This window comes from Bradyrhizobium diazoefficiens USDA 110 (assembly GCF_000011365.1).
Classification (GTDB): domain Bacteria; phylum Pseudomonadota; class Alphaproteobacteria; order Rhizobiales; family Xanthobacteraceae; genus Bradyrhizobium; species Bradyrhizobium diazoefficiens.
Map to the genome: position 1 here is coordinate 1234924 of NC_004463.1, position 25146 is coordinate 1260069.

At 65.7% G+C, this 25146-nt stretch carries 27 protein-coding genes; 14 read left to right on the plus strand and 13 right to left on the minus strand.

Features of this window, described 5'->3' with window-relative positions; all coding sequences use genetic code 11:
- Window positions 1–9: 9 nt before the first annotated feature.
- From BJA_RS05690 to BJA_RS05710, 5 genes are all read left to right on the plus strand, one after another.
- A complete protein-coding gene (locus tag BJA_RS05690; protein ID WP_011083940.1) occupies window positions 10–768 on the plus strand; it encodes an ATP-binding cassette domain-containing protein in 759 nt (252 codons plus the stop codon).
- Window positions 768–1850: an ABC transporter permease gene (locus tag BJA_RS05695; protein ID WP_038965265.1), complete on the plus strand. Its 1083-nt coding sequence runs from the start codon at window positions 768–770 to the stop codon at window positions 1848–1850. Before BJA_RS05690 ends, BJA_RS05695 begins: the two co-directional genes overlap by 1 nt.
- A 94-nt stretch (window positions 1851–1944) precedes the next feature.
- Window positions 1945–2877 carry a sugar-binding protein gene (locus tag BJA_RS05700; protein WP_038965268.1) on the plus strand — a complete coding sequence of 311 codons (933 nt, stop codon included), beginning with the start codon at window positions 1945–1947 and terminating at the stop codon, window positions 2875–2877.
- 99 nt (window positions 2878–2976) lie between these two features.
- Complete coding sequence (locus tag BJA_RS05705; RefSeq protein WP_011083943.1) at window positions 2977–3954, plus strand: aldo/keto reductase; 978 nt, start codon at window positions 2977–2979, stop codon at window positions 3952–3954.
- Window positions 3955–3957: 3 nt separating this feature from the next.
- Window positions 3958–4806 (plus strand): amidohydrolase family protein, encoded by an 849-nt coding sequence (locus tag BJA_RS05710; RefSeq protein WP_011083944.1) that lies wholly within the window; start codon window positions 3958–3960, stop codon window positions 4804–4806.
- A 199-nt stretch (window positions 4807–5005) separates the two neighbouring features.
- On the opposite strand, the gene BJA_RS05715 is transcribed toward BJA_RS05710, so the two are convergent.
- The 4 genes from BJA_RS05715 to BJA_RS05730 form a co-directional block, all read right to left on the minus strand.
- Window positions 5006–5371: a nuclear transport factor 2 family protein gene (locus BJA_RS05715; protein ID WP_038965266.1), complete on the minus strand. Its 366-nt coding sequence runs from the start codon at window positions 5369–5371 to the stop codon at window positions 5006–5008.
- Between the two features lie 157 nt (window positions 5372–5528).
- Entirely contained in the window at window positions 5529–5879 is a 351-nt protein-coding gene (locus BJA_RS05720) for a RidA family protein (protein WP_011083946.1), read from the minus strand.
- Window positions 5880–6029: 150 nt separating this feature from the next.
- Window positions 6030–6947, minus strand: a complete 918-nt coding sequence (locus tag BJA_RS05725) for an alpha/beta hydrolase family esterase (RefSeq protein ID WP_011083947.1) — start codon at window positions 6945–6947, stop codon at window positions 6030–6032.
- Window positions 6948–6950: 3 nt separating this feature from the next.
- Window positions 6951–8609, minus strand: coding sequence for an FAD-binding dehydrogenase (locus tag BJA_RS05730; RefSeq protein ID WP_011083948.1), 1659 nt, complete (start codon window positions 8607–8609; stop codon window positions 6951–6953).
- Between the two features lie 265 nt (window positions 8610–8874).
- Here BJA_RS05730 and BJA_RS05735 point away from each other — a divergent pair, with 265 nt between their 5' ends.
- The 5 genes from BJA_RS05735 to BJA_RS05755 all read left to right on the plus strand — a co-directional run bounded on the left by BJA_RS05735 (window position 8875) and on the right by BJA_RS05755 (window position 13346).
- A complete protein-coding gene (locus BJA_RS05735) occupies window positions 8875–9396 on the plus strand; it encodes a hypothetical protein (protein ID WP_038965271.1) in 522 nt (173 codons plus the stop codon).
- Window positions 9397–9506: 110 nt separating this feature from the next.
- Window positions 9507–9701, plus strand: a complete 195-nt coding sequence (locus BJA_RS05740; protein ID WP_038965272.1) for a hypothetical protein — start codon at window positions 9507–9509, stop codon at window positions 9699–9701.
- Window positions 9702–9725: 24 nt separating this feature from the next.
- Window positions 9726–10316: an SCO family protein gene (locus BJA_RS05745; RefSeq protein ID WP_011083950.1), complete on the plus strand. Its 591-nt coding sequence runs from the start codon at window positions 9726–9728 to the stop codon at window positions 10314–10316.
- Between the two features lie 301 nt (window positions 10317–10617).
- Window positions 10618–11553 carry a transporter substrate-binding domain-containing protein gene (locus BJA_RS05750; RefSeq protein ID WP_011083951.1) on the plus strand — a complete coding sequence of 312 codons (936 nt, stop codon included), beginning with the start codon at window positions 10618–10620 and terminating at the stop codon, window positions 11551–11553.
- A 149-nt stretch (window positions 11554–11702) separates the two neighbouring features.
- Window positions 11703–13346 carry a lysine--tRNA ligase gene (locus BJA_RS05755; RefSeq protein ID WP_011083952.1) on the plus strand — a complete coding sequence of 548 codons (1644 nt, stop codon included), beginning with the start codon at window positions 11703–11705 and terminating at the stop codon, window positions 13344–13346.
- A gap of 21 nt (window positions 13347–13367) precedes the next feature.
- Here BJA_RS05755 and BJA_RS05760 read toward each other — a convergent pair whose 3' ends face one another.
- Both BJA_RS05760 and BJA_RS05765 read right to left on the minus strand, forming a co-directional pair.
- Window positions 13368–13853: a cupin domain-containing protein gene (locus BJA_RS05760; RefSeq protein ID WP_011083953.1), complete on the minus strand. Its 486-nt coding sequence runs from the start codon at window positions 13851–13853 to the stop codon at window positions 13368–13370.
- A 109-nt stretch (window positions 13854–13962) separates the two neighbouring features.
- Window positions 13963–14793, minus strand: coding sequence for an AraC family transcriptional regulator (locus BJA_RS05765; protein ID WP_011083954.1), 831 nt, complete (start codon window positions 14791–14793; stop codon window positions 13963–13965).
- Between the two features lie 155 nt (window positions 14794–14948).
- On the opposite strand from BJA_RS05765, the gene BJA_RS05770 reads away from it, so the two are divergent.
- A complete protein-coding gene (locus BJA_RS05770) occupies window positions 14949–15305 on the plus strand; it encodes an antibiotic biosynthesis monooxygenase family protein (protein WP_051000236.1) in 357 nt (118 codons plus the stop codon).
- Here BJA_RS05770 and BJA_RS05775 read toward each other — a convergent pair.
- Together BJA_RS05775 and BJA_RS05780 are read right to left on the minus strand one after the other, a co-directional pair.
- Window positions 15284–16036 carry a carbonic anhydrase gene (locus tag BJA_RS05775; protein ID WP_038965276.1) on the minus strand — a complete coding sequence of 251 codons (753 nt, stop codon included), beginning with the start codon at window positions 16034–16036 and terminating at the stop codon, window positions 15284–15286. The genes BJA_RS05770 and BJA_RS05775 overlap by 22 nt on opposite strands.
- Window positions 16037–16125: 89 nt before the next feature.
- Window positions 16126–16779, minus strand: coding sequence for a S24 family peptidase (locus BJA_RS05780; RefSeq protein ID WP_011083957.1), 654 nt, complete (start codon window positions 16777–16779; stop codon window positions 16126–16128).
- A gap of 302 nt (window positions 16780–17081) precedes the next feature.
- Here BJA_RS05780 and BJA_RS05785 point away from each other — a divergent pair, with 302 nt between their 5' ends.
- Entirely contained in the window at window positions 17082–17429 is a 348-nt protein-coding gene (locus tag BJA_RS05785) for a DUF952 domain-containing protein (RefSeq protein WP_011083958.1), read from the plus strand.
- Window positions 17426–18523 (plus strand): quinone-dependent dihydroorotate dehydrogenase, encoded by a 1098-nt coding sequence (locus tag BJA_RS05790; protein WP_011083959.1) that lies wholly within the window; start codon window positions 17426–17428, stop codon window positions 18521–18523. The genes BJA_RS05785 and BJA_RS05790 overlap by 4 nt, the downstream gene beginning before the upstream one ends.
- Window positions 18524–18597: 74 nt before the next feature.
- On the opposite strand, the gene BJA_RS05795 is transcribed toward BJA_RS05790, so the two are convergent.
- The 5 genes from BJA_RS05795 to BJA_RS05815 form a co-directional block, all read right to left on the minus strand.
- A complete protein-coding gene (locus tag BJA_RS05795) occupies window positions 18598–19923 on the minus strand; it encodes an MATE family efflux transporter (protein ID WP_011083960.1) in 1326 nt (441 codons plus the stop codon).
- 1 nt (window position 19924) lies between these two features.
- Window positions 19925–20659: an MBL fold metallo-hydrolase gene (locus tag BJA_RS05800; RefSeq protein ID WP_011083961.1), complete on the minus strand. Its 735-nt coding sequence runs from the start codon at window positions 20657–20659 to the stop codon at window positions 19925–19927.
- Window positions 20660–20690: 31 nt separating this feature from the next.
- Window positions 20691–20993, minus strand: a complete 303-nt coding sequence (locus BJA_RS05805) for a DUF6460 domain-containing protein (RefSeq protein ID WP_028172810.1) — start codon at window positions 20991–20993, stop codon at window positions 20691–20693.
- 214 nt (window positions 20994–21207) lie between these two features.
- Window positions 21208–23085 carry an ATP-dependent DNA ligase gene (locus tag BJA_RS05810; RefSeq protein ID WP_011083963.1) on the minus strand — a complete coding sequence of 626 codons (1878 nt, stop codon included), beginning with the start codon at window positions 23083–23085 and terminating at the stop codon, window positions 21208–21210.
- Window positions 23082–24119, minus strand: a complete 1038-nt coding sequence (locus BJA_RS05815; RefSeq protein ID WP_011083964.1) for a ligase-associated DNA damage response exonuclease — start codon at window positions 24117–24119, stop codon at window positions 23082–23084. Before BJA_RS05815 ends, BJA_RS05810 begins: the two co-directional genes overlap by 4 nt.
- Before the next feature lie 59 nt (window positions 24120–24178).
- On the opposite strand from BJA_RS05815, the gene BJA_RS05820 reads away from it, so the two are divergent.
- Window positions 24179–25105 (plus strand): class I SAM-dependent DNA methyltransferase, encoded by a 927-nt coding sequence (locus BJA_RS05820; RefSeq protein WP_011083965.1) that lies wholly within the window; start codon window positions 24179–24181, stop codon window positions 25103–25105.
- The last annotated feature ends 41 nt before the right edge of the window (window positions 25106–25146 follow it).

The window sequence follows — 25146 nt, forward strand, 5'->3', positions numbered from 1 at the left end:
AGGCCGCTGATGACAAGTGCTGAGGCAACACCGGTGCTCCAACTCTCCGGCATCGGCAAGGAGTTCGGCGCGATCCGCGCGCTGCATGACGTCGACATGCAGGTCTTCCCCGGCGAGGTGGTCGGCCTGATGGGCGACAACGGCGCGGGCAAGTCGACGCTGGTCAAGATCATCGCCGGCAATTTCCGCCCCAGCCATGGCGAGATCCGCTTTGCCGGCAGCGCGGTTCATTTCAACCGGCCCGTCGATGCCCGCACGGTCGGGATCGAGGTCGTCTATCAGGATCTTGCGCTGGCCGACAATCTGACCGCGGCCGCCAACGTCTTCCTCGGCCGCGAGCTGAAGCGAAAATTCGGCCCGTTCGCCTTGCTCGACCACAAGGCGATGGCGGCGCGCGCGCTGGAATTGTTCGGCGAGTTGCGCTCGGAGACGCGCCCCGACGACCTCGTCAAGCAGATGTCGGGCGGCCAGCGCCAGGCGGTCGCGATCGCGCGGACGCGGCTCTCCAATGCGCGGCTGGTGATGATGGACGAGCCGACCGCCGCGATCTCGGTCCGCCAGGTCGAGCAGGTGCTGAGCCTGATCCACCGGCTCAAGGAGCAGGGCGTCGCCGTGATGCTGATCTCGCACCGCATGCCCGACGTGTTCGCCGTATGCGACCGCGTGATCGTCATGCGCCGCGGCGAGAAGCGGGCCGACAAGGCGATTCAGGCGACGTCCCCCGAGGAAGTCACTGCCCTCATCACCGGCGCGAAGGAGGCGGCGTGATGGCCATGCCCCTGGAATCCCCGATCACCTTCTCGAATGTCGGCAAGATCAAGTGGTGGCAGCGCGGCATCTTCGCCTCCCAGACCGGCTACGTGCTGCTCGCGCTGGCCGTGCTGCTGGTGATCATGCATTTCGCCAGCCCGTATTTCTTCACCCAGGGCAACATGCAGAACGTGGCGAAGAACTTTTCCTTCATCGCCATCGCCACCCTCGGCGTCACCTTCGTGATCATCACCGGCGGCATCGATCTCTCGGTCGGCTCGATGATGTGCTTCTCGGCCATGATCACCTCGATGGTCATGACCGAGCTGTCGACGCCGGGCGGGCTCGGCGCCTCGCTCTTCGTGCACATGGCGGCCGACGGCAAGACGGTGCTGGCCAATGTCCCCGGCCTGATCCTGCTGATCTCCGTCGTCGCGGGCCTTGGCGTCGCGCTGATCGCCGGTCTCGTCAACGGCTTCTGCATCGCGGTGCTGGGCCTGTCGCCGTTCGTGACCACGCTCGGCATGCTCTCGATCGTGCGCGGGCTCGGCTATGTCGTCTCCAACGGGCGCGGCAGCTTTCCTGGCGGGCCGGACGCCGATTACTTCTACGCGCTCACCTCGGGCGACGTGCTCGGCGTGCCCGTACCGTTCATCTATCTCGTGATCCTTGCGCTGGCGATGGCGGTGGTGCTGCACCACACCTCGTTCGGCCGCCACGTCTTCGCGCTCGGCGGCAACGAGAAGGCGGCCGAACTGACCGGCATCCCGGTCGTGCGCGTGAAGATCGAGGTCTATGTGCTCTGCGCGCTCGCCGCTGGCCTCCAGGGCATCATCATCTCCGGCTGGCTCGGATCGGCACCCGCCAACATGGCGACCTCCTACGAGCTCAACGTGATCGCGGCGGCCGTCATCGGCGGTGCCAACCTTGCCGGCGGCATCGGCGGGCCGCTGGGGGCCATTGTCGGCTGCGTGCTGCTGGAGGTGATCCGCAACGGTCTCGTGCTGGCACAGGTCAGCTCCTACTGGCAGCAGACGCTGGTGGGCGTGATCATCATCCTGGCCGTGCTGGTCGATCGTGTGCGCTCGCGGATGATCTGAAAGTGACGTCGTTCGGGAGGATCACGAAAATGCCGCCTGTCCGCTTCCCGGACGAACTTGAGAGGACAGGCGCCAAAGAAGGGTGGAGGAGACGATGAGGAAACTTCTTCTTGCGGGCATCGCTGTCGCGATGATGGCGACGCCGGCGTTCGCTGCGAACTATCGCTTCGTGATCGTGCCCAAGGCGATGAACAATCCGTTCTTCGATTTTGCGCGCGACGGCTGTCTGAAGCGCGCCAAGGAACTCGGCAATATCGAGTGCGTCTACAAAGGGCCGGTCGAGCACGAGCCGGCGACGCAGGCGCAGATCATCCAGGACTTCGTCACCCAGAAGGTCGACGGCCTCGCCATCTCGGTCGCCGACGTCGCGGCCATGACCAAGTCGATCGAGGCGGCGACCGCGGCGGGCATCCCCGTCATCACCTTCGATGCCGATGCACCGGGATCCAAGCGCATCGCCTATATCGGCACCAACAACAAGGAATTCGGCGTCGCGCTCGGCAAGCAACTCGTGAAGATGCGGCCTGACGGCGGAAAGTACGCGATGGTCTCGGGCGGCCCCGGTGCCAAGAACCTTGCCGAGCGCGTCGATGGCGTCCGCGAGGCGCTGAAGGGCTCGAAATGGACCGAGGTCGCGGGCTCGCCGACCTTCTGCAACGACGATCCGGCACTCGCGGTCCAGCAGATGACGGATATGCGCACCGCAACGCCCGATCTCGCCGCCATCGTTCCCATCGGCGGCTGGCCGATGTTTGCCCCCGAAGGCTTCAAGGCTTTCGCCAGCAGGAACAAGAAGGACATCGATTCCGGCAAGTTCACGCTGGTCGTTGCCGATACGCTGAAGATGCAGCTCGAATTGCTGCGCGACGGCTATGCCAATGCGCTGGTCGGCCAGCGACCGTTCGAGATGGGCGAGAAGGCGATGGACACGCTGCTCGCCATCAAGAAGGGCGAGAAGGTGCCGGAGATCGTCTATACCGGCCTCGATCTCGTCACCAAGGACAACGTTGCGCAGATGCTGAAGTAGGAGCGCCGCCAGCCCCGCACTCCTGCTCCTGCGTGCCTCTCCCGCTTGCGGTTTCCGCAAGCGGGAGAGATGATTTGGACTGCCGGAAGGAAATTTGGAATGAAACGGTCGCGGCTCGGCTCTCTCGACGTCACCTCAATCGGCCTCGGCTCCGCCCCTCTCGGCGGATTGTTCACCCCCGTCAGTGATGCCGATGCGCAAGCGACGCTCGAGCGGGGTTGGTCGGCCGGCATCCGCTTCTACGACACCGCGCCGCTCTACGGCTTTGGCCTGGCGGAACGGCGGCTCGGCGCATTCCTGCGGCAACAGCCGCGTGACTCCTACGTCATCTCGACCAAGGTCGGCCGCCTGCTGCGCTCGGGCGATGGCGCTGCCGCCGAGGACGAACATTACAAGAGCACGCCGCGCGAACGGCCGGTGTTCGATTTCAGTTACGACGGCGTGATGCGCTCGGTGGAGGAGAGTCTTGCTCGCCTCGGGCTCGACCGCGTCGATGTCCTGCTCGTGCATGATCCCGACGATCATTATGACGACGCCGTCGCCGGCGCCTTCCGCGCGCTCCAGCGCCTGCGCACGGAGGGCACGGTCAAGGCGATCGGCGCCGGCATGAACCAGTCGGAAATGCTGGTCCGTTTTGCCGAAACCGTGCCGGTGGACTGCTTCCTGCTCGCCGGCCGCTACACGCTGCTCGACCAGGGCGCGCTGGATGCGCTGTTTCCTGTCTGCCAGGCAAAGAACATCGGCATCCTGCTCGGCGGCATCTACAACAGCGGCATTCTGGCCAACCCGCACACCGGCGCGAAGTTCAACTATCAAGACGCCGACGCGGCGCTGATCGCGCGGGCGCTCGAGCTCGACGAGCTCTGCCGCAGGCACGGCACCGAGCTGAAGGCCGCCGCGCTTCAATTCTGCATGGCCCATCCGGCCGTGACGGTCGCCGTGCTGGGCGCGCGCAATGCCGGCGAGGTCGCCGACAACATCGCGATGTGGCAGGCGCCGGTGCCGCCGGCCTTCTGGCAGGAGCTGCGTGCGCGGAAGCTCGTCGACGCGCGGGCGCCGCTGCCGGGTGGAGTGTAGGGCATGGTGATCGACGCCCATCAGCATTTCTGGGATCCGGCGCGCGCCGACTATCCCTGGATGGACGCGCCCGAACTCGCGCCGATCCGCCGTGCCTTCGGCCCCGCCGATCTCGCGCCGCTGTTGAAGGCGAATGGCATCGACGCGAGCATCGTGGTGCAGTGCCGCTCGGCGCTGGAGGAGACCGAGGAATTCTTGCGCATCGCGCATGCGACGCCCTCTGTCGTCGGCGTCGTCGGCTGGGTCGATCTGACCGATGGCGCGCTTGGGGACACGCTCGACCGGCTGCGCGCCGCGCCGGGCGGCGACAAGCTGGTCGGCATCCGCCACCAGGTCCACGACGAGGCCGATCCAGATTGGCTGCTCCGCGAGGACGTCCGGCGCGGGCTTGTCGCATTGTTCGTCCGCGATCTCACTTACGACTTCCTCGTCCGCACCCGCGAATTGCCGGCGGCGATCGCAACCGCGCAGGCCTTTCCCAACGCGCGCTTCGTGCTCGACCATGCCGCCAAGCCGCCGATCGCTTCCGGCGGAAGCGCCGAATGGGCTGATCGCATCAAGGCGCTCGCCGCTTGCGGCAATGTCTGGTGCAAGATCTCCGGGCTCGCGACGGAAGCGGTCTGGAGCGACTGGGACGCGGATCGGCTGTTGCCGTTCGTCCAGCACGCCGCGACATGTTTCGGTGAGGATCGTTTGATCTTCGGCTCCGACTGGCCGGTGTGCCTGCTTGCGGGAAGCTATGCCGAGATCAAGGGCGCGCTGGAGGCGTGTTTGGCGAAGCTCGGGCCGGGCGCGCGGGACAAGGCGTTCGGGATGAATGCGAAGGCTGCGTATCGGCTAGCGATTGCTTAAGCCGAGCTCGCCCCAACCAAGGTGTCGTCCCGGCCTAGTGCGCAATTGCGCACGGGGGGCCGGGACCCATAACCCCAAGGGAGTAGTCTGGCGAAGACTAGTCGTTCGGTACTCCCACCGCGCGCAGTCCGAGAGATCACGCGGTATGGGTCCCGGCCTGCGCCGGGACGACGACGGAGCTTGAGGCTGCGCTCGCCCCTCACGCGCCCGCGGGCACCTGGTCCAGAAATCCCGTGATGCTTCTGATGCGCCCGTCCTTCAGCACGGCGAAATCGGTGCCCTTGATCGGGCTGTCGGCGCCATCGGGGCCGAGGCCCCAGCTGAAGCGGAGATGATCGCCGTAGCCGTTGGGCTCGCCGAGCAGCTTGAACTTGAAATCGGGAAAGCGCTGTTGCACGCCTGATATCAGCGCGTCGATGCCGTCCTGGCCGTCGCCCTTCATCAGCGGATCGACATAGCTCGCATCCGCCGTCCAGTTCTGGCTCAGCAGCTCGCGCCGGCGGCTTGTCGTGCGCTCGTTCCAGAGCTCGATGTAGTGGCGGGCAATGGTGACGTGGTCGGTCATGGGGTGCTCCTTCGATGACGCCGTGTTCGGCTGATCGTCACTATCGAAGGTTCGCGCACGCCGATCGATTACCTCTGAGGTCATCGGCGTGCGCAAAAAAATGAAGCGCGATGATGTTCTCATCGCGCTTCGGTCGCATGCGAATTGTTCGCGAAGATTACTTCGCGGCTGTGACCATGATCTCGACGGTGTATTGCGGCGCGGCCAGCTTGGCCTCGACGGTGGCGCGGGCCGGGGTATTGCCGGGGGAGACCCAGGCGTCCCACACCGCGTTCATCTCGCCAAACGTCTTCATGTCGGTGATGTAGATCGTGGCCGAGAGCAGCTTCGACTTGTCGGTGCCGGCCTTGGCGAGATGGCCGTCGATCGTCGCCAGGATGTCCTGGGTCTGCTTCGTCACGCTTTCGCCGGCGGCTTTGCTCGCGACGACACCGGCGAGATAGACGGTGTTGCCGTGCACGACGACCTGGCTCATGCGCGGGCCGGTTTCAAAACGCTGAATGCTCATTTGGGATCTCCTGGTGGAATGGCGGCCCTGTCTAGCCCAGCACCTCGCGCTCAGCCACCCCAGGCACGCATGCGTTGCCAGGCACGCATGCGTTGCCAGGCACGCATGCGTTGCCCGTGGCGCATGCGTCGTGGGCGTTGCACGCGTTCCCTACGGAAACTGACTGAAGAACGTCCAGATCGTCTCGGCGCCGTCGATGTCGCTGTTCTGAGGCCCGAGCAGGCTGGTTGCGACCTTGGGGAAGCGGGCATCCGGCGCGAAGCCGGGCATGCGATGGCCGCCATGGTTGACGCGATAGAGCACGACGTCGTGCCCCCTGGGGCAGCGCGAGGAGATCCGCGTGACCGTGGACTGGTCCGCGGGTGCCCTGTCGGGCATTTCAGTCAGATTGGCATCATCGGTCTCGCAGCCGTTGAGCTTGCGCCAGAAGGCAAACGTCTCTTCGGTCGACCAGAACCCGTCCGCGGCAAAATAGCTCGATCCGCGTCCGCCCTCGTAGGGCACCAGCGGGTCGGCCGTGCCGTTCATGATCAGCATCGGCAGCGGCCGCGACGGATGGCACGTGACCGCGGCTTCGTCGGTGAGGTTCATGATCACGCTCGCGCCTGCCGTAAACAGATCGGCGCGGGCGCAAGCAAGCGTCATCGCCATGGCGCCGCCATTGGAGATGCCGGCGACGTAGACGCGGCCAGGGTCGGCCGTGCCGTTCGTCACCAGTTTCTCGACGAGCTTGGCGATGAAGGCGACGTCGTCGGTGCCCTCGGGCGGGCCTCGGAGCGCGGGTCCCGCCTTCGTCCTCGCATCGGCCCAGGCATGGTTGAGCCCATCCGGAAAGACCACCGCGAAACCTTCGCGCTTTGCGACCTGCGGCCACGCCGTCCGCGCGACCATGTCGGCGCCGCGCTGCGTCTTGCCATGCAGCACGACCACCAGCGGGACAAGTCGCTTGGCCGGCAGTTGCACGGTGTAGGACCGCATCACGCCGTTGACGTCGATGGTGTCGGCGGACGCAGCCGGGGCGGTGGCGAAGCCCGCGAGAAGCGCCCCGATATGCATCCACCGCCGCACGATCTAGCCTACCGCCTTCGCCGCCGCACGGCCCGCATTGCGGCCCGAGAACAGGCAGCCACCGAGGAAAGTGCCTTCGAGGGAGCGATAGCCGTGCACGCCGCCGCCGCCGAAGCCCGCGGCTTCGCCGACCGCATAGAGGCCGGGAATGATACTGCCCTCGCCGCCGAACACGCGCGAGTCGAGATCGGTCTCGAAGCCGCCGAGCGTCTTGCGGGTGAGAATGTTGAGCTTGACCGCGATCAGCGGTCCGTGTGCGGGATCGAGGATGCGATGCGGGGAGGCGGTGCGGATCAGCTTGTCGCCGATATAGCGGCGCGCATTGTGGATGTTCATCACCTGCGCGTCCTTGACGTAGGGATTGGCGATCTCGCGGTCGCGCGCCTCGATCTGCATCTTGATGTGCTCGAGCCTGAGGAGGTCGCTGCCGGCAAGCTTGTTCATCGCCGTAACGAGATCGTCGATCTTGTCGCGCACGATGAAGTCGACACCATGGCTTTTGAATGCTTCCACCGGCGCCGGCGCGCCCTTGTTGGTGGCGCGGCGCAGCGTCATGCGCCAGCTCTTGCCGGTGAGGTCAGGGTTCTGCTCCGAGCCCGACAGCGCGAACTCCTTCTTGATGATGCTCTGGGTCAGGATGAACCAGGAATAATCATGGCCCGTCGACATGATGTATTTGAGCTGGCCGAGCGTGTCGGAGCCGGGGAACAGCGGCGCCGGCAAACGCGTGCCGGTGGCGTCGAACCACATGGACGAGGGCCCCGGCAGGATGCGGATGCCGTGGCGCGGCCAGATTGGTGACCAGTTCTGGATGCCCTCGACATAGTGCCACATGCGATCGCGGTTGATCAGCCGCGCACCCGCCTGCTCCGTGATGCCGATCATGCGGCCGTCGACGTGTTCGGGCACGCCCGAGATCATGAATTTTGGCGGCTCGCCGAGCCGCTTGGGCCAGTTCTGCCGCACCAGCTCGTGATTGCCGCCGATGCCGCCGGAGGCGACGATCACGGCCTGCGCCTTCAGCGCAAACTCCCCGACGACATTGCGCGAGGAGCTCTTGCCGCGCTCGACATTGTCGGGCGCGAGAACGGCGCCGCTGACGCCATCCACCGTGCCATTGGTGATGGACAACGCGTCGACGCGGTGGCGGAATTTGAAGATCAAGCGGCCGCTCTTCATCGCCTCGCGCGCGCGGCGCTCGAACGGCTCGACGATGCCGGGCCCGGTTCCCCAGGTGACGTGGAAGCGCGGCACCGAATTGCCGTGGCCCATCGCGTCATAGCCGCCGCGCTCGGCCCAGCCGACCACGGGGAGGATGCGATGTCCCATCGCGTGCAGCCAGTCGCGCTTCTCGCCGGCCGCGAAGGCCACATAGGCCTCGGCCCATTTGCGCGGCCAGTGATCCTCGTCGCGGTCGAAGCCGGCGGTTCCGAGCCAGTCCTGCATCGCGAGATCGAAGGAATCCTTGATACCGAGCCGGCGCTGCTCGGGCGAATTGACCAGGAATAGTCCGCCGAACGACCAGAACGCCTGGCCACCGACCGACTGCTCGCCTTCCTGGTCGACCACAATCACGCGCTTGCCCGCATCCGCGATCTCGGTTGCGGCCACGAGGCCCGATAGTCCGGCGCCGACAACGATGACGTCTGTCTCTTCAGCCATGCGCGTCCCCCTCCATAGGTTCCCCCCTGTAGTTGCCCGGATTGAAGCCAGCGGTTCTAACTGAGATCAAGGGTGTGGCGCGTAAGACATCATTAACTTGTTCCACTTTGGGATAGAGCCCGGCCAAGTGCAGCGCGGACGCAACACTGGATTTGAATTTGTTTTGAGTCAGCCGGCCTGCCTAGACAAAACCTCGGTTACGACGGACGCTAGCCGTGCATCACCACCTGACACGCAGATTCGAATTCGACTGGGGCGGGGGACAATGAAGTTTCTGACGGGGTTGCTGGCGGCGGTTGTGCTCATCGCTTGCATGGGGGCTTCTCACGCGGTGGTTCGCATCGCGGATGACCGCGGCGGCCGGATCGGAACCTACGTCGACAAATACCAGGACCTGCGGCAGTCCGGCGAAACCGTCATCATCGACGGCCTCTGCGCCTCCGCCTGCACCATCGTCCTCGGCGCCATCCCGCACGACCGCATCTGCGTGACCTCGAGCGCGACGCTCGGCTTCCATGCCGCCTGGGATTTCGGCACCAATGGCCGCGCCGTCACCAATTCCGAAGCAACCCAGATGCTTTACGCAATGTATCCCTCGCAGGTGAGGCGCTGGATCAGCCAGCGCGGGGGCCTGACCCCGCACATGCTTTTCCTGAGGGGCAAGCAGCTTCAGGCCATGTACAAGCCCTGCTACATGGACGCGCAGGCCTCGGCGATCAAACCGACCCGCCGGTCTCTCCCGCAATCGGACCAGCTCGAGTCCGCCCGGGGCCAGCTCCTGCACTGACATCCTCGGCACGACGGGTTTGCTTTAGCCCGCCAGCGGCGCCTTGCCCGCAGGCGGGCTAAAGCTTATCTCAAAGCTAGGGAACCGGGGCTTTCGCCCCGATCGTTGTCATGGCTCAACCAGTGCACCCGGCCCATCCGTTACAGGACAATTCGCCCACTGCCGGCCGGACGCCGTCTGTGCTGCTGTTGGCTGGCACAGGTGTCGGCGGCCTGGTCGTGATCGGCGCGCTGGCGCTGTGGTTCCACTATGGCACCCAGGTGTTCTTCGAAATGATCAGGACCGGCTTCATTGCCTGCTTCTGACCCCCGACAGGAAGTCTTCCGCCCATGAGCTCCGCCACCCGCCCGCTGGTGATCGCGACCGCCTTCGCCGCAAGCCTGATCGTCGGGCTGCTGATCATGTTCTGGGCCATGGGCGGGGTCGGCAAGGTGGCGCAACCGGCTGCGATCGGCGGCCCGTTCCAGCTCACCGACCAGAACGGCAAGGCCGTCACCGACAAGAGCCTGAAGGGCAAGCCGACCCTGATCTTCTTCGGCTACACCCATTGCCCCGACGTCTGCCCGACCTCGCTGTTCGAGATCTCGGAAGTGCTGCGCGCGATGGGCAAGGACGCCGACAAGGTCAACGCCATCTTCATCTCGGTCGACCCCGAGCGGGACACGCCGGCGACGATGAAGAACTATCTGTCGAGCTTCGATCCGCATCTCGAGGGCCTCAGCGGCGATCCCGCCGAGATCGCCAAGGTGATCACGTCCTACCGGGTCTACGCCAAGAAGGTCCCGACCAAGGACGGCGACTACACCATGGACCACACCGCGCTGATCTATCTGATGGACCGCGACGGCCGCTTCGTCTCGCCGTTCAACCTGAAGCGGACGCCGGAAGAGGCCGCGGCGGACCTAAAGCGTTATCTGTAGTTTGGTGGATCGGTCGGACCGCGTCCTCGGTGTAACCTCTCCCGCTTGCGGGAGAGGTATAGGCCGCTTTTGGCGGCCGTCCTCTAAGACGCCGAGGCAAAGCCTCGGCTATGGCAGAGCGCCGGGTGAGGGCTCTCTCCTCTCGGGGATTGTCCCTCCGCGGAGACACCCTCTCCCCGCCCCCCTCCCGCAAGCGGGAGAGGGAGCGCACCTTCACCCTGACCGCAATCGGCGCTCGCGTTCCCGGGCGGATGGTCTATAAGGCCCTCCGATCCCAACGAAATTCGTTCATTTCCGGCCGATGGCTCCATCGCAACAGGCGAAATCGTCCAAATCTGCCCGTGGCTTGCTGACAGGGCTGGCCGTCGGCGCCTGCCTGTTCGCCGGCTTGCCCGGCGCGCAGGCGCAGGCCCCGGCCAAGCAGCCTCCGGCGGCGCCCCAGGTCACCCCGCAGGTCGCGCCCCAGGCGGCCCCGCAGGCCGTGCCCGGCTTCTGGGACCCGCGGCGGCGGCCGGAGCGGCCGGACCTGTCGCGCCTGACCGTGATCCGCTTTTTGACCGAGACCGACTATCCGCCGTTCAACTACACCGGCGCCGACGGCAATCCGGCCGGCTTCAACGTCGATCTCGCCCGCGCGCTCTGCGAGGAGATCAAGGTCACCTGCACGGTGCAGATGCGCCGCTTCGAGACCCTGGTCGACGCGCTCACCTCGAACCGGGGCGATGCTATCATCGCCTCGATGGCGGTGAGCCCGCAGCTCCGGGCCCGCGTCGACTTCTCCGATCCCTATTACCGCGTGCCGGCGCGCTTTGCCTCGCGCAAGGATGCGGTGATGCCGGAAATCCGCCCGGAATATCTCGAGGGCAAGAAGGTGGGCGTGATCGGCGGCTCCGCGCATGAAGCCTATCTCAAGGCGATGTTCACCGACGCCGAGCTGCACCCCTATCCCAACGACGACGCGATGCGCGCCGCGCTTCGCAAGGGCGAGGTCGACTTCATTTTCGGCGACGCCATCTCGCTCGCCTTCTGGATCAACGGCACGGATTCGGGCGATTGCTGCGCCTTCTCCGGCGGTCCCTTCGTTGAGAGCCGCTTCTTCGGTGAAGGCATCGGCATCGCCGTGCGCAAGGGCAACGACGTGCTGCGCCAGGCCCTGAACTGGGCCCTGTTCCGCGTCTGGGAAAAAGGCCGCTACACCGACCTGTGGCTGCGGTATTTTTCAGTGAGCCCGTTCTAACCATCGATCGTCATTCCGGGGCGCGCGAAGCGCGAACCCGGAATCTCGAGATTCCGGGTTCGATGCCGCGCATCGCCCCGGAATGACGATCAAGACCATTTTTGCATTCTGCCGGGAAATCGCTATTTTCCGCGGCCCGGAGGCCCCTGATGTCCGTTATCGATCTTGCCGCGAATCCGAGCGACCTGCGTGCGCTCGCCGAACAATCCAACGCCTGGCCGTTCGAGCAGGCGAAGGCCATTGTCGCGCGGCTGAAGAAAAGCCCGAAGGACGAGGTGCTGTTCGAGACCGGCTACGGCCCCTCGGGCCTGCCGCATATCGGCACGTTCGGCGAGGTCGCGCGCACCTCGATGGTGCGCCATGCCTTTCGCGTGCTGACCGAGGACAAGATCAAGACGCGCCTGCTCGCCTTCTCCGACGACATGGACGGGTTTCGGAAAGTGCCCGACAACGTCCCCAACAAGGAAATGCTGGCTGCGCATCTCGGCAAGCCGCTGACGCGCGTGCCGGATCCGTTCTCCAACGAGTACCCGTCATTCGGGCACCACAACAACGCCCGCCTGCGCGCCTTCCTCGATCATTTCGGCTTCGACTACGAGTTCGCGAGCTCGACCGACTATTATACGTCCGGCCGTTTCGACGCGACGCTGCTGAAGATGCTCGCCGCCTACGACAAGGTCATGGCGATCATCCTGCCGACGCTGGGGCCGGACCGCCGCGCGACTTATTCGCCGTTCCTGCCCATCAGCAAGACCACCGGAATCGTGCTCCAGGTGCCGATGATCCGCCGCGATGTCGCGGCCGGCACGGTGACCTATGTCGATCCGGATACCAACCAGGAAGTCGAGACGCCCGTCACCGGCGGCAACGTCAAGTGCCAGTGGAAGGCCGACTGGGCGATGCGCTGGGTTGCGCTCGGCGTCGACTACGAGATGGCCGGCAAGGACCTGATCGATTCCGTGAAGCTCTCGGGCGCGATCGCCAGGGCGCTCGGCGCCACGCCGCCCGAAGGCTTCAACTACGAGCTCTTCCTCGACGAGCAAGGCCAGAAGATCTCGAAGTCGAAGGGCAACGGCCTCACCATCGACGAATGGTTGCGCTACGCCTCGCCGGAATCGCTGTCGCTGTTCATGTATCGCGAGCCGAAGGCGGCCAAGCGGCTGTACTTCGACGTCATCCCGCGCAACGTGGACGACTATCAGCAGTTCATCGACGGCTTCGCGAAGCAGGATGGCAAGCAGCAGCTCGGCAATCCGGTCTGGCACATTCACAACGGCCATCCGCCGAAGGGCGACATGCCCGTCACCTTCCAGCTCCTCTTGACGCTGGTGTCGTCGTCGAATGCGGAGAATGCCGAGACGCTGTGGGGCTTCATCGGCCGCTATCGCCCCGGCGTGAGCCCCAAGACGCATCCCAAGCTCGATGCGATGGTCGGCTACGCCATCAACTATTACCGCGATTTCGTGGCGCCGACGAAGCAGTTCCGCGTGCCGACCGAGACCGAGCGCGCCGCGCTGCAGGATCTGCGCGATGCGCTGTCGCAGCTTCCGCAGGAATCCTCGGCCGAGGACATCCAGAACGTCGTCTACGAGATCGGTCGCCGCGAGCCGTTCCTCGACCAGGTCAAGAAGGGCAAGGACGGCCGTCCGGGCGTGACGCTCGACTGGTTCAACATGCTCTACCAGGTGCTGCTCGGCCAGGAGAAGGGTCCGCGCTTCGGCTCCTTCGTTGCGGTGTACGGTGTGCAGAACGCGGTCAACATGATCGACGGCGCGCTGGCGCGGAGCGCGTGAGGCAGGTAGCGAGGCGCGACCCTAAAGCGGCTCGCCCGCCTTGGTCGTGAATTTGTAGACGCCATCCGGCCCGAGCACGGCGTGCATGTCGACGTCGGGATAGCTGATCACGTCGTCCGGCGTGCGATCGCCGATCACGAGCAGCCTGACGTCGCGTGTGGTGCGATTGACGAAGCGGTGCGCATCGCCGCTGCCGGCGGGGAAGCCGGCGCACATTCCCGTCGTCAGCACCTGCGCGCCGGAATCGGTCTCGAGCACCACTTCGCCCTCGATCACGAAGACGAACTCGTCCTGGCGCGAATGCGCGTGCCGCAACGAGGATTGCCCGCCCGGAATGATCCGGGTCAGGTTGACGCCGAAATTCTTCAGCCCCGCATGCTCGCCGAGCCGGCGGTTGTAGCGCATCTGGTTGGCGGCCCGGTGCAACTGCGGATAGCTGGTGAAATTGCTCTCGCTGACGTCCTCCGGATCGAATGCGGGGAGTCTCGGTTTCGCTGGTGTGGTCATTTCGCTTTCTCGGTCAGGCCGGGAATCGGCACGGCGCCCGCCGCGCAGAACCTCCGCAGCATCGCAGTAGGGCGCGTGTTCCCCGGCAGTATTGGCTGAAATTGCGGCGTCAGCCCGCTCGCGCGGCCTGCGCAAACTGCAAGGGCGTGATGCCGTAGCAGCGCCTGAAATGCTTGTTGAGCGCGGCCTGGTCGCAGAATCCCGCCGCCAGCGCGCTGTCGGCCAGCAAATGGCCACGCCTCAAGAAATGGCAGGCCGCGTTGAGCCTGATGTGGACGAGATAGGCGTGCGGGGTGAGGCCAACCGTGCGCTTGAACAGCCCGATCAGCTGGAAACTGGTGAGGCCTGCGAGGCCGGCAAGCTGGTCCAGGCTCAGATTTTCGGCATGGCGCTCCCGCATCAGGGCGATCAACCGCGACACGACGGCGTCGCGGCCGGCAGGGATCTTGCTGCGGCGTCCGTCACCATAGCGCTCGAACAGACGGCCGAAGGCATCGGCGACCAGCTCATCGGCCAAGAGGTCGTCCTGTTCGGTTTCCAGCACCCGGTGCAACCGGTCGAAGCGCCCGATCAGATCGCCGTCGTCGAGCATGCTCTCCTGGAGGTGGGGCAGGGTGTTCGTGCCGAAGCGCCGCGCGAGGTCGCCGATTGCAGGCTGGGCGAGATAGAAGGCGCGATAGCGCCATCGTCCGCTATCGCCCATCCGGGCCGACTGCCGCTCGTCCGGATTGGAGACGAACAGCGTGGCGGCGCCGACCTTTCGCACGACATTGCGGTTGCGGATTTCGGCGCCGCCGGACTCCGTTACCGCGATCACATAGGCATCATGGGTGTGCGAACCGTAGTCGTGGTGACGGAAATCGGCGCGCAGCAGGCTCATGCCGGGAATCCGCCGGCTGTGCCAATAGCTCGTGTGGTTGCCAGTGTGCCGGCGCGCCATCGTCGGTCCGTGTGCTCCGTCTCTCGCACATCATGACGCGACGGGCGGTCCTGGACGAGAGGCAAAATCGGGATGGGAGCGTTGCCGCAATTTCAGCCAATACGGCGCAGGGGGTGTTCCCGCAAGACTCGGCCTTGCAGGCTTCGGAGAGAAGGATGATCGCTCGCATCTGGCGTGCGGCGGCCACGCGCGACAAGGCCGCCCTCTATCAGCATCACTTTGCAACCCGGGTGGTGCCGCACCTTGAGGCCATCGACGGCTTTTCCGGCGCCTCGCTGTTGCGCCGCGAGGTGGAGGGGGGCACCGAAATGCTGGCGCTGACGCTGTGGCAGGGCCTCGACAGCATCCGCGCCTTCACGGGGCCCGATCCCGACAAGGCCGTCGTCGATCCTGAGGCGCAGGCCATGCTGACGGCCTTCGATGCAACGGCCGCCAACTACGAGGTCGTCGTGGACATCAGACAGAACGTCCGAGGCGCCGTGGCTGCGCCTCAGGTCGAGCGTAGCACGTAACGCCGGTTGTCCTTCTGCACCGGCCGCGCGTTCATCGGATAGAGCTTTGCGAAGGCGGCGACGTCGGCGGCCGAGACCTGGATCGGGGTGGTCAGCAGCAGCCATTCGACCACTTCCGAGCAGGGCGGCGTCGTCAGCGAGCCGGGATAGCGGAAGTAGCTGAGCCTCGTTGGCAGCATCGCGAGGGGATCGATGCTCGCGTCGGCTTTCACCGCCGGGCCGTCCGCCGCGGGCATGGTCTTGACGATCTTGCCGAAGGCCGGGTTCGGCTTGCCCTCGGCCATCAGCACGCCGACCACGGCGAGCCCGCCGGCATCGTTGCGATGGACGAAATGCGCCTCCATCGGAAAATTCTTGCCGCCGATCATGTGCTCGCTCGGCCGGTGGAAGTGCACCTGGAGCAGCTTGTATTTGACGTCGCCGAGCGTGAGCGTGCTGCCTTCGGCGAAGTTGAGCTGGATCGTGTGCCCGTTGTTGACGATGGTGTCGGCGCTCTTGCCCCAATTCAGCTTCAACGTCGGCAATTGCGACTTGATCGTCGCCTCGATGTCGATCGGCGATTGTTGCAGGCCGACCGCGCAGGCCTTGTTGGCCGCGTCGAGATCGCCCCATTTGGCAGGAGCTCCGGCGCCTTCATAGCTCCAATGCACGCCTTCGGCGGCGAAGGCCGGCTTGCAGACCGGACAAAGCGCAAGACCCGCGAGGGCCTTCAATGCGTGACGGCGATTCATCATATTCCCCCAAGATGAATTAGATCGGCGATGCGCGCGCAACCTAGGCGAGAGGCGCGGTGAGTCGCAATGGCCGTCGCGCGTTGAATTTATTGGCTCGCCCACACGATCCTTGCGACCCACGCGAGCTCACCCGCCGCGATCGTGCGCTCGGCCTGCGAGGCATCGAGCGGCAGCAAGTCCAGCGCCTTGGCCGTGCGGCGCTTCAACGTTGCGACCGTCACCTCGCCCGCCTTGGTCGTCACCACGACACGATCCCCCTTGCGGATCGGCGTGCCGGGTGAGACCAGGATGACGTCGCCGTTGCGATAGGTCGGGGCAAGCGCATCGCCGGCAATCTCCAGCGCAAACGTCTGGCTGTCCTCGGCGGTGGGAAGCGCGAGCTCGGTCCAGCCCTTGCCGGACGGAAGGCCGGACTCGTCGAAAGCGCCGCTCGCGCCCGCCTGTGCGAGCCCGAGCAGCGGCACCGAGCGGCTGTTGCCGGTCTCGTCGCTGATCAACCCGGCAAAGACATCGATTGAGGCGCCGGCCGCTGCCAGCGCTTTTGCGATCGATTCGGTCGAGGGCCAGCGCTCGCGGCCGTCCGAGGTGACGCGCTTGGACCGGTTGAAAGTGGTGGGGTCGAGCCCTGCCCGCTTGGCGAGGCCGGACGGAGACAGCCCGGCGCGCGCCGCCAGCCGATCCAGCGCGACCCAGATCTGGTCGTGAGTCAGTATCCTCTGCGCTTTGGCCTGTCTGACCATGGAAGGTCCAGCCCGTCGCAACTCAGGAAAACTGTCCTCAAATCAACCGGTTTTCCGATTTTCGCGCAAGAGGCGACGGCGGACGCGCTTTCAAGCGAAGGGGATACCGGTTCGCGTCAAGAATACGCGTCAAAACAAGAATTTAGAGCCCGTTCCGATTTCATCGGAATGGAATAGGCTCTAGTCTTGAGTTCGGAAGGGGCCGCCTTTACGGTCGCGCCGGGTTTTGAGACCCGCAAGAGACGAAAAACCCCAAGAGACTCAACGAGCTGACTCAAAGAGCAAACAGGGCTCCACATCAGGTGGTCAACAAGATCTACAAAATCTGTCCGGCCTCGGCCTGGCGCGAGGCGGAACGGCAGGGCGTGTACCGCGGCAGCGCGGACGACGCGCGCGACGGCTTCATCCATTTCTCGACGGCCGCCCAGGTTCCCGAGACCTTGCGCAAGCATTATTTCGGGCAGCGCGCGCTGTTCCTGGTCGAGGTCGACGGCGATGCGCTCGGCAGCGAATTGCGCTGGGAGCGCTCGCGCAATGACGAGCTGTTTCCGCATCTCTATGGCGAGCTCGATTTCGGCGCGGTCATCTCGGTGGTGAACCTCAACATGCGCTCGGACGGCGGCCACGACATGCCGGAGCTTGCCCCGTGATTCGCGCCTTCGATGCTCTTTCGCTGCCGGTGCTGCGCTGGCTCGATCCGGAGGATGCGCATCGCCTGGCGATCCAGGGCCTGCGCTTCCTGCCGCCGGTCAAGCCGCGCGCTGACGATCCCAAGCTCGCGGTGCGCGCCTTCGGGCTCAACTTTCCCAACCCGATCGGCATGGCCGCGGGCTTCGACAAGAGCGCGGAGGTGCCGGATGCGCTGCTGCGCCTCGGCTTCGGCTTCGTCGAGATCGGCTCGGTGACGCCCAAGCCGCAAAGCGGCAATCCGCGGCCGCGGCTGTTCCGGCTCGAGCGCGACGAGGCCGTCATCAACCGCATGGGCTTCAACAATGACGGCGCGGATGTCGCGCTGCGCAGGCTCGCCGCGCGCGCGCAGCACGGCGGCATCGTCGGCGTCAATGTCGGCGCCAACAAGGATTCGCCGGACCGCGTTGGGGACTACGTCAAGCTGATCGAGGCCTTTGCGCCGGTCGCGAGCTATTTCACGATCAACGTCTCCTCGCCGAACACGCCGGGCCTGCGCAACTTGCAGGAAGGCGCGCTGCTCGACGACCTCCTCGCAAGGGTGATCGACGCGCGCGAGCGGGTGCGCCAGAAGGCCGGCGACACGCCGGTGCTGCTGAAGATCGCGCCGGATTTGAGCCTTGCCCAGCTCGACGACGTCGTGCAGGTCGCGCGCTCGCGCCGGGTCGACGGCATGATCGTGTCGAATACGACGATCGCACGGCCGAGCACGCTGCGCGAGGAAATGCGGGCGAAGGAGCAGGGCGGCCTGTCCGGCCGGCCGCTGTTCCGCCTGTCGACGCGCATGGTCGCGGAGACCTATGTGCGCGTCGAGGGCGCGTTCCCGCTGGTCGGCGTCGGCGGTGTCGATTCCGGCGGCGCCGCGCTGACGAAAATCCGCGCCGGCGCGAGCCTGATCCAGCTCTATTCGTCGCTGGTCTACAAGGGCCTCGGCCTCGTCGAGGAGATCAAGCGCGACCTCACCTCGACATTGCTGCGCACGGGCCGGGATTCGCTCTCCGACATCGTCGGCGCGGATGCTGCGACGCTGACGGCGGAAGACTGGCCGGGGATGTGAGGCGCCGTTCTTCGCCTCTCCCCGCTTGCGGGGAGAGGCGAAGAGAAAGCCGCTCCATCCGGGCCACGATTGTTCTACGATTTCGGAAACGTCGCCCCATACAGCGCCGGATAGCGCGCGCCCTGCAGGCCGCCGCGCGCGACATAGAAGGCGATCAGCGCGCACCATAGCCCGGCATTGCCGAGGGATTGCAGCGCCCACCAGGTGAAGAGGAAGATCGCCAGCGAGGCCAGCATGAGATTGCGCATCTCGCGGGCCCAGGTGGCGCCGATATAGATCCCGTCGAAGCCGAAGGCGAACACGCCGGGCACCGGCGCGAGCACGATGAAGGGCAGGAAGTCGCGCGCGGCCCGGCGAACGTCTTCGCTCGCGGTCATGACATTGATCAGCGCCGTCCCGAACAGCGCGAACAGCACCGCGACCACCAGCGCGAAGCCGAGCCCCCACGCGAGCACCAGCCGGGTCGAATCCGCAAAACCCCTTGCATCGCGTGCGCCAAAGGTGCGGCCGCAGAGCTGCTGGGCCGCGTTCGCAAGACCGTCGAGGAAGAAGGCGCTGACCAGCAGGAAATTGTTGAGCACGGAATTCGCGGCCAGCGTGACATCGCCGGCGCGCGCGCCCTTCGCGGTAAAGAACAGGAACACGGCGATCAGCGCCGCGGTGCGGATCATGATGTCGGAGTTCACCGCCAGCATCCGCATCAGCTTGGCCCGGTCGAACAAGGTGGCGCGAGGCACGCCAAAGCCGCCGTCCGCATAGCGGCGGCAGACGATCACGCCGAGCGCGAAGCCGATGGTCTCCGAGAGCAGCGCGGCGATCGCAGCGCCCGCGATGCCGGTGTCGTAGACCAGCACGAGCAGGATCGTCGCCGCCATGTTGACGAGATTGATGACGATCTGAAGCAGCAGCGCCGGATTGGCGCGGGCCTGCCCCACCAGCCAGCCGAGGATGACATAGTTGGCGAAGGCCAGCGGCGACGACCAGATCCGGATCATGAAATAGGTCTTGGCGGCGCGCGTGACGCCTTCGCTGCCGCCCATCAGGTCGAACAGCACGGCCGCCAGCGGCAGTTGCAGCGCGATCAGAGCAGCCCCGATCAGGCCCGCGACGATGAAGCCGCGCATCAGGATCGCGGTCAGCTCGCGCGTCTCGCCGGCGCCGAGCGCCTGCGCGGTGAAGGCGAGCGTGCTCATGCGCAGGAAGCCGAACAGCCAGAACAGGCAGTCGAAGATGACGGAGGCCATCGCCACGCCGCCGAGCAGCGCGGCATCGTCGAGCCGCCCGATCGCCGTGGTCGAGACCACCCCGATCAGCGGCGTGGTGAGGTTCGCAACCATCGCCGGACCCGCGATGGCGAAGACCTGGCGGGAGCCGATCTTGAGGGGAACGGGCGCGTGCATGTCAGAACACGAGCACCATGCCGTCTTCGGCGGCGAGATGCTCGATATCGACGAGGCGCGACAGCATGTCGTCGCTCATGTGGGTGAGGACGAGGCGTTTGGCGCCGATTGCCGGCAAATGCTGTTCCAAGGTCTTCAGGCTGAGATGGTTCTTGACTACCTTCTCGTACATATAGGCTTCCGCGATGAAAAGGTCCGCGCCATGCGCCAGCGGAATGAGCGTCTCCGTCCATTCGGTGTCGGCGCTGTAGGCGAGCGTGCGGCCCTCGGTCTCGACGCGGTAGGCCAGGAACGGGCCACCGGATTCGCCGTGCACGACCGGGTAGGGCGTCACCGTCACCGCGCCGAAATCGCGCCTTTGCCCGGACGCGAGCTCGACGACGGAGAGCTCGAAGCGCTGCCTGGTCTTCGAGGAATGCTCGAACAAAACCTCCATCACCTCGCGCAGCCGCGTCTCGATGCCTTGCGGGCCCGCGATCGTCAGCGGTCGCGTTCGCCGCGAGAACTGCGCGTCGAGCAGGACAAACGGCAGGCCTGCAAAATGGTCGCCGTGGAAATGCGTGATCAGGATCAGATCGATGTCGTTGCGGTCGATCTCGAGTCGCTTCAGCGCCGGCAGGGCCGACGCGCCGCAGTCGATCAGGAAGTTGGCCTCGCGCCCCGCAACGTGGAAGCAGGTGTTGAGCCTGCCGCCCGAGCCGAAGGCGTCGCCGCAGCCGACAAAGCGTAATTGCATCGGCTGAGGGCTCCCCGAGCTTGACCCGGATTTAGCGGCGCGGCGCGCCGAAGACGCGCGACAGCAGCCAGATCGGAATCACGATGACCGCGCCGAGCAGGAAGTAGCGCCACAGCCAGTTCACGGCATCGAAGCCGAGATCCCACAGCCGCTGGAACAAGAGGCGAATGCTGTAGATGATATTCCAGGGATCGAAGCCGATCGCCGCCAGCACGACGCCCACCAGGATCGAGAGCAGGACGAGGCGAAACGCGACCGCCAGCGGCGAGCCGCCGAGAAAGCGGTTCAGGCCATCACTGCGGCCGGCCGGCAAATCTCTGACGTCTTGGACCATCGCAAAAAACTCCTCGCGGGATTCGACCCGATTATAAGTCACGGCGGGGCACATGGGGAACCCGTAACCGGCCGTCAATCAGCTTACCGCATTTTAATTTCGGCAGCGCGCCAGCGATTTGGGTGCACGCCGGCGGCTGGGCTCACCTCTCCCGCTTGCGGGAGAGGGGGCGCACCTTCGCCTTGGCGACAATCGAGCCTCGTCTCAGCGCGCTTCAAGCCTCAACCTCCGCCGCTTCCGCCTTCAGCATCTTTTCCAGGGTTTCCAGCCGGTCGGCCTCCCGCGGCGGCTTGTCCCACCGCAGTCGGCTGATGCGGGGAAAGCGCATCGCGACGCCTGATTTGTGCCGCGGCGAGCGCTGCAGCCCTTCGAACGCGACCTCCAGCACCAGCCCCTTGTCGCCCTCGTGCACGACATGGCGCACCGGGCCGAACTTTTCCGTGGTGTTGCGGCGGACGAAGCGGTCGATCTGGAGTAGTTCCTCGTCGGTGAAGCCGAAATAGGCCTTTCCCACCGGTACCAGCTCGTCGCCGGTCTCACCTTCGGTCCAGACGCCAAACGTGTAATCGGAATAATAGGACGAGCGCTTGCCGTGGCCGCGCTGCGCGTACATCAGCACGGCATCGATGATGTGTGGGTCGCGCTTCCACTTCCACCATTGGCCCTTCGGCCGGCCGGGCAGATAAGGCGCATCGCGCCGCTTCAGCATCACGCCCTCGACGGCGTCGGCATCCTCGCCGGCGCCGGCACTTGCGGGGTCGGCGCGCGCGGCGGTCAGCGCCTCCCAGCTCGCGAAGGGCACGATGGGCGACAGATCGATGCGGGGATCGCCGAGCTTAGTGATGAATGTTTCCAGCCGTTCCCGCCGCTCCGTGAACGGCAATTCACGCAAATCGTTCTCATCGTCGCCGAGCAGATCGTAGGCGCGCAGATGGATCGGGAATTCCTTGATCAGCTTTGGCGAGACCGCCTTGCGATTGAGCCGCTGCTGGAGAACGTTGAAGCTCTGCACGCGGCCCTCGCGCAGGATCAGAAGCTCGCCGTCGATCGCGCCCGGCAGGCGCAGCGACGGCACGAGATCCGGAAAGCTCCCCGTGATGTCCTCGCCGGTGCGCGAATAGAGCCGGGCAGTGACGTGGCCGCGGTCGTCGCGGCCCGCAACCGCCTGCACGCGGATGCCGTCCCATTTCCATTCGGCGATGTAGTCGGCGGGATCGAGCGCGACGAAATCGGTATCGTCGATCGCATGCGCGAGCATCACCGGGCGGAACGGCGCGGGATCGCGATTGACCGGCTTTTCGCCGCGGCCTTCCAGCCAGGCGAACAGGTCGAGATAGGGTGGCGCGAGCCCCGGCCAGATCAGCTCGACCTCATGCGGGTCCTTGTCGCCGAGCGCCGCCGCGGCGGTCTTCGCCAGCCGCGCGGAAATGCCGATGCGAAGCGCGCCGGTGACGAGCTTCAGTAGCGCCCAGCGGCCGGTCTCATCGAGCTCGTCGAGCCAGCGTTCGAGCTGTTTTGGCAGCTCGGTCTTGCCGAGGGTGCGGAGCGTGGTGACGACTTCGGTGAGGGTTGGGGGAGGTGGGTTGTTGTGGTTGCTTGGGTGGAGCGCATCGCTGGCATCTCGCCCGCGGTACCCCCCTCCCTGACCCTCCCCCGCAAGGGGGGAGGGAACGGTGAGGCTCGTGCCTCCATCACTTTGGGAATCGCTATTAGTTGTTGTGCTCGCTGACAGCGCCGCGTACTGCTGCGCTCCCTCCCCCCTTGTGGGGGAGGGCGGGGGAGAGGGGTGGCCCGGAAAAGATTCGTCGCTGCTTGCGCTGCGCTTCGGCCACATCAGCGCCACCGTCTCCGAGAGATCGCCGACATAATCGTAACTCAACCCGAACAGCACCTCATCCGTGCGCGACGCGATCAGGTCGCGGATCAGCGCCGGCTTGGCGTGCTTGAAGCTGAGCGCGCCGGTCAGTGCCGCCAGCGCGTAGCCGCGATCGGGATCGCCGACCTCGCGGAAATAGCCGGTGATCAGCCGCAGCTTGTTGTTGCGTCCGGGCTCGTAGGCGAGACGGTCGAGGAGTTCGGCGAAGCGGTTCATGCTTCGGCCTCGTCGGCAATCGGCGTCTCGCTCTCCTCCTCATCGCCATAGCCGACCAGATCGAGCGGCTGCGCCCTCAGGCCGCGCGATTGGCACCAATGCACCAGCGCGTCTTCCTGGCCGTGGGTGACCCAGATCTCGCCGGCGCCGGTCGCCGCGATCGTGGCGGTGAGGCCGTCCCAGTCGGCGTGGTCGGAAATCACGAGCGGCAATTCGACGCCGCGCTGCCGCGCGCGGGCGCGCACGCGCATCCACCCTGAGGCGAAGGCGGTGACGGGATCGGGAAAACGGCGCGTCCAGATATCTGATGTCGCTGACGGCGGTGCCAGCGTGATGGTGCCGGCGAGCGCCGCCTTCTTCACGCCCATCACCGGCCTGAGATCGCCAAGTGCGATCCCGCGGCTCTGGTAGTAATGCGTGATCGTCTCCATGGCGCCATGCAGATAGATCGGTGCGTCATAGCCGGCCTGCCGCAGCAGCGCGATCACGCGTTGCGCCTTGCCAAGCGAATAGGCGCCGACGAGATGCGCGCGTTCGGGAAACAGCGCGACCGAGGCGAGTAGCTTCTTCACTTCATCGGCCGCATCGCCATGCCGGAACACCGGCAGGCCGAACGTCGCCTCGGTGATGAAGACGTCGCAGGGCACCAGCTCGAACGGCGCGCAGGTCGGATCTCGCGCGTCCTTGTAGTCGCCGGAGGCGACGATGCAGGTGTCTTTGCATGTCACCGCGATCTGCGCCGAGCCCAGCACATGCCCGGCCGGGTGGAATTTCACGCTGACATCGCCGAGCCGGATCTCCTCGCCGTAACGGATGGCTTGCGTCGAGCCGGCGAAATTCTCGCCATAGCGCAGCCGCATCATGTCGAGCGTTTCCTGCGTCGCCAGCACCGCGCCATGGCCGGCGCGGGCATGGTCGGAATGGCCGTGGGTGATCAAGGCCCGCTCGACCGGGCGCACGGGATCGATGTGGAAGCTGCCGGGCTTGCAGCACAGGCCGGCAGCAGCTGGCAACAGGATGTCTTGCGGGCGCATGACTGCTATATAGGCTGCCTCACCGCATCTTCGAGTCACCACCCGCTTCCTGGTTCCCAATGCCCCTGCGCCTGTTTCTGTCCTCCGGCGATCTCATGGCCGACCGCCGTTTCGAGTTCGCGCGCGACCTCCAGCTCAAGGGCGATCTGCCTGCCGCCGCCGATCTCCTGGAGCAGGCGATCGAGCTCGCACCGAATTTCGCCTCGGCCTGGTTCACGCTCGGCGAGATCCGTCAGCAACTCGGCGAGCGCGACAAGGCCATCGCGGCCTTTCGTAAATCGCGCGAGTCCGATCCTGGGGATCAGCACGGTGCCGGCCTGCATCTGATACGGCTCGGCGACGCGCAGATGACGGAGATGCCCAAGGCTTATGTGCAGGCTCTGTTCGACCAGTACGCGCCGCGTTTCGAAGACGTGCTGATCAACGATCTCGGCTATCGCGCCCCGGCGCTGATCTTCAAGGCGGTGCTGGCCGCGCGCGTTGCCGCGAAGAAGCCGGCTTTCTTCAAGCGCACCATCGATCTCGGTTGCGGCACCGGGCTTGCGGCCGCCGCCTTCGCCAAGCAGGTCGATCATTTCATCGGTATCGACCTGTCGCCCGGCATGATCAGGGTGGCGCGCGCGACCGAGCTCTATGCCGAGCTCGAGGTCGCCGACATGATCGAGGGCCTGCGCAGCAAGGGCGATGCGAGCGCGAACCTCGTCGTGGCCGCGGATGCGTTCGTCTATCTCTCCGATCTCGCGCCGGTGTTGGCCGAAGCCGGGCGCGTGCTTGCAGCGGGCGGCGTGCTTGCCTTCACGCTGGAGACGCATGACGGCAGCGGCATCGTTCTCGGCGAAGGCCTGCGCTATGCCCATTCGGCGGAATATGTGCGGGGCGCGATTGCGCAAGCCGGACTGAAGCTCCTCACCCTGGAGCCGGGCTCTCCGCGCAACGAGAACAACGAGCCGGTGCGCGGCCTCGTCATCGTCGCCGAGAAAACTTGAGTCTAGGCGCTAAACGCCCCGCGATTTGAGCGTCATTGCGT

What these genes read in the sequence shown, in the direction of transcription:
- BJA_RS05690 (WP_011083940.1), top strand. Translation starts at nt 10, where the DNA reads ATGACAAGTGCTGAGGCAACACCGGTGCTCCAACTCTCCGGCATCGGC.
- BJA_RS05695 (WP_038965265.1), top strand. Translation starts at nt 768, where the DNA reads ATGGCCATGCCCCTGGAATCCCCGATCACCTTCTCGAATGTCGGCAAG.
- BJA_RS05700 (WP_038965268.1), top strand. Translation starts at nt 1,945, where the DNA reads ATGAGGAAACTTCTTCTTGCGGGCATCGCTGTCGCGATGATGGCGACG.
- BJA_RS05705 (WP_011083943.1), top strand. Translation starts at nt 2,977, where the DNA reads ATGAAACGGTCGCGGCTCGGCTCTCTCGACGTCACCTCAATCGGCCTC.
- BJA_RS05710 (WP_011083944.1), top strand. Translation starts at nt 3,958, where the DNA reads ATGGTGATCGACGCCCATCAGCATTTCTGGGATCCGGCGCGCGCCGAC.
- BJA_RS05715 (WP_038965266.1), bottom strand. Translation starts at nt 5,371, where the DNA reads ATGACCGACCACGTCACCATTGCCCGCCACTACATCGAGCTCTGGAAC.
- BJA_RS05720 (WP_011083946.1), bottom strand. Translation starts at nt 5,879, where the DNA reads ATGAGCATTCAGCGTTTTGAAACCGGCCCGCGCATGAGCCAGGTCGTC.
- BJA_RS05730 (WP_011083948.1), bottom strand. Translation starts at nt 8,609, where the DNA reads ATGGCTGAAGAGACAGACGTCATCGTTGTCGGCGCCGGACTATCGGGC.
- BJA_RS05735 (WP_038965271.1), top strand. Translation starts at nt 8,875, where the DNA reads ATGAAGTTTCTGACGGGGTTGCTGGCGGCGGTTGTGCTCATCGCTTGC.
- BJA_RS05740 (WP_038965272.1), top strand. Translation starts at nt 9,507, where the DNA reads ATGGCTCAACCAGTGCACCCGGCCCATCCGTTACAGGACAATTCGCCC.
- BJA_RS05745 (WP_011083950.1), top strand. Translation starts at nt 9,726, where the DNA reads ATGAGCTCCGCCACCCGCCCGCTGGTGATCGCGACCGCCTTCGCCGCA.
- BJA_RS05750 (WP_011083951.1), top strand. Translation starts at nt 10,618, where the DNA reads ATGGCTCCATCGCAACAGGCGAAATCGTCCAAATCTGCCCGTGGCTTG.
- BJA_RS05755 (WP_011083952.1), top strand. Translation starts at nt 11,703, where the DNA reads ATGTCCGTTATCGATCTTGCCGCGAATCCGAGCGACCTGCGTGCGCTC.
- BJA_RS05760 (WP_011083953.1), bottom strand. Translation starts at nt 13,853, where the DNA reads ATGACCACACCAGCGAAACCGAGACTCCCCGCATTCGATCCGGAGGAC.
- BJA_RS05765 (WP_011083954.1), bottom strand. Translation starts at nt 14,793, where the DNA reads ATGGCGCGCCGGCACACTGGCAACCACACGAGCTATTGGCACAGCCGG.
- BJA_RS05770 (WP_051000236.1), top strand. Translation starts at nt 14,949, where the DNA reads ATGATCGCTCGCATCTGGCGTGCGGCGGCCACGCGCGACAAGGCCGCC.
- BJA_RS05775 (WP_038965276.1), bottom strand. Translation starts at nt 16,036, where the DNA reads ATGAATCGCCGTCACGCATTGAAGGCCCTCGCGGGTCTTGCGCTTTGT.
- BJA_RS05780 (WP_011083957.1), bottom strand. Translation starts at nt 16,779, where the DNA reads ATGGTCAGACAGGCCAAAGCGCAGAGGATACTGACTCACGACCAGATC.
- BJA_RS05795 (WP_011083960.1), bottom strand. Translation starts at nt 19,923, where the DNA reads ATGCACGCGCCCGTTCCCCTCAAGATCGGCTCCCGCCAGGTCTTCGCC.
- BJA_RS05800 (WP_011083961.1), bottom strand. Translation starts at nt 20,659, where the DNA reads ATGCAATTACGCTTTGTCGGCTGCGGCGACGCCTTCGGCTCGGGCGGC.
- BJA_RS05805 (WP_028172810.1), bottom strand. Translation starts at nt 20,993, where the DNA reads ATGGTCCAAGACGTCAGAGATTTGCCGGCCGGCCGCAGTGATGGCCTG.
- BJA_RS05810 (WP_011083963.1), bottom strand. Translation starts at nt 23,085, where the DNA reads ATGAACCGCTTCGCCGAACTCCTCGACCGTCTCGCCTACGAGCCCGGA.
- BJA_RS05815 (WP_011083964.1), bottom strand. Translation starts at nt 24,119, where the DNA reads ATGCGCCCGCAAGACATCCTGTTGCCAGCTGCTGCCGGCCTGTGCTGC.
- BJA_RS05820 (WP_011083965.1), top strand. Translation starts at nt 24,179, where the DNA reads ATGCCCCTGCGCCTGTTTCTGTCCTCCGGCGATCTCATGGCCGACCGC.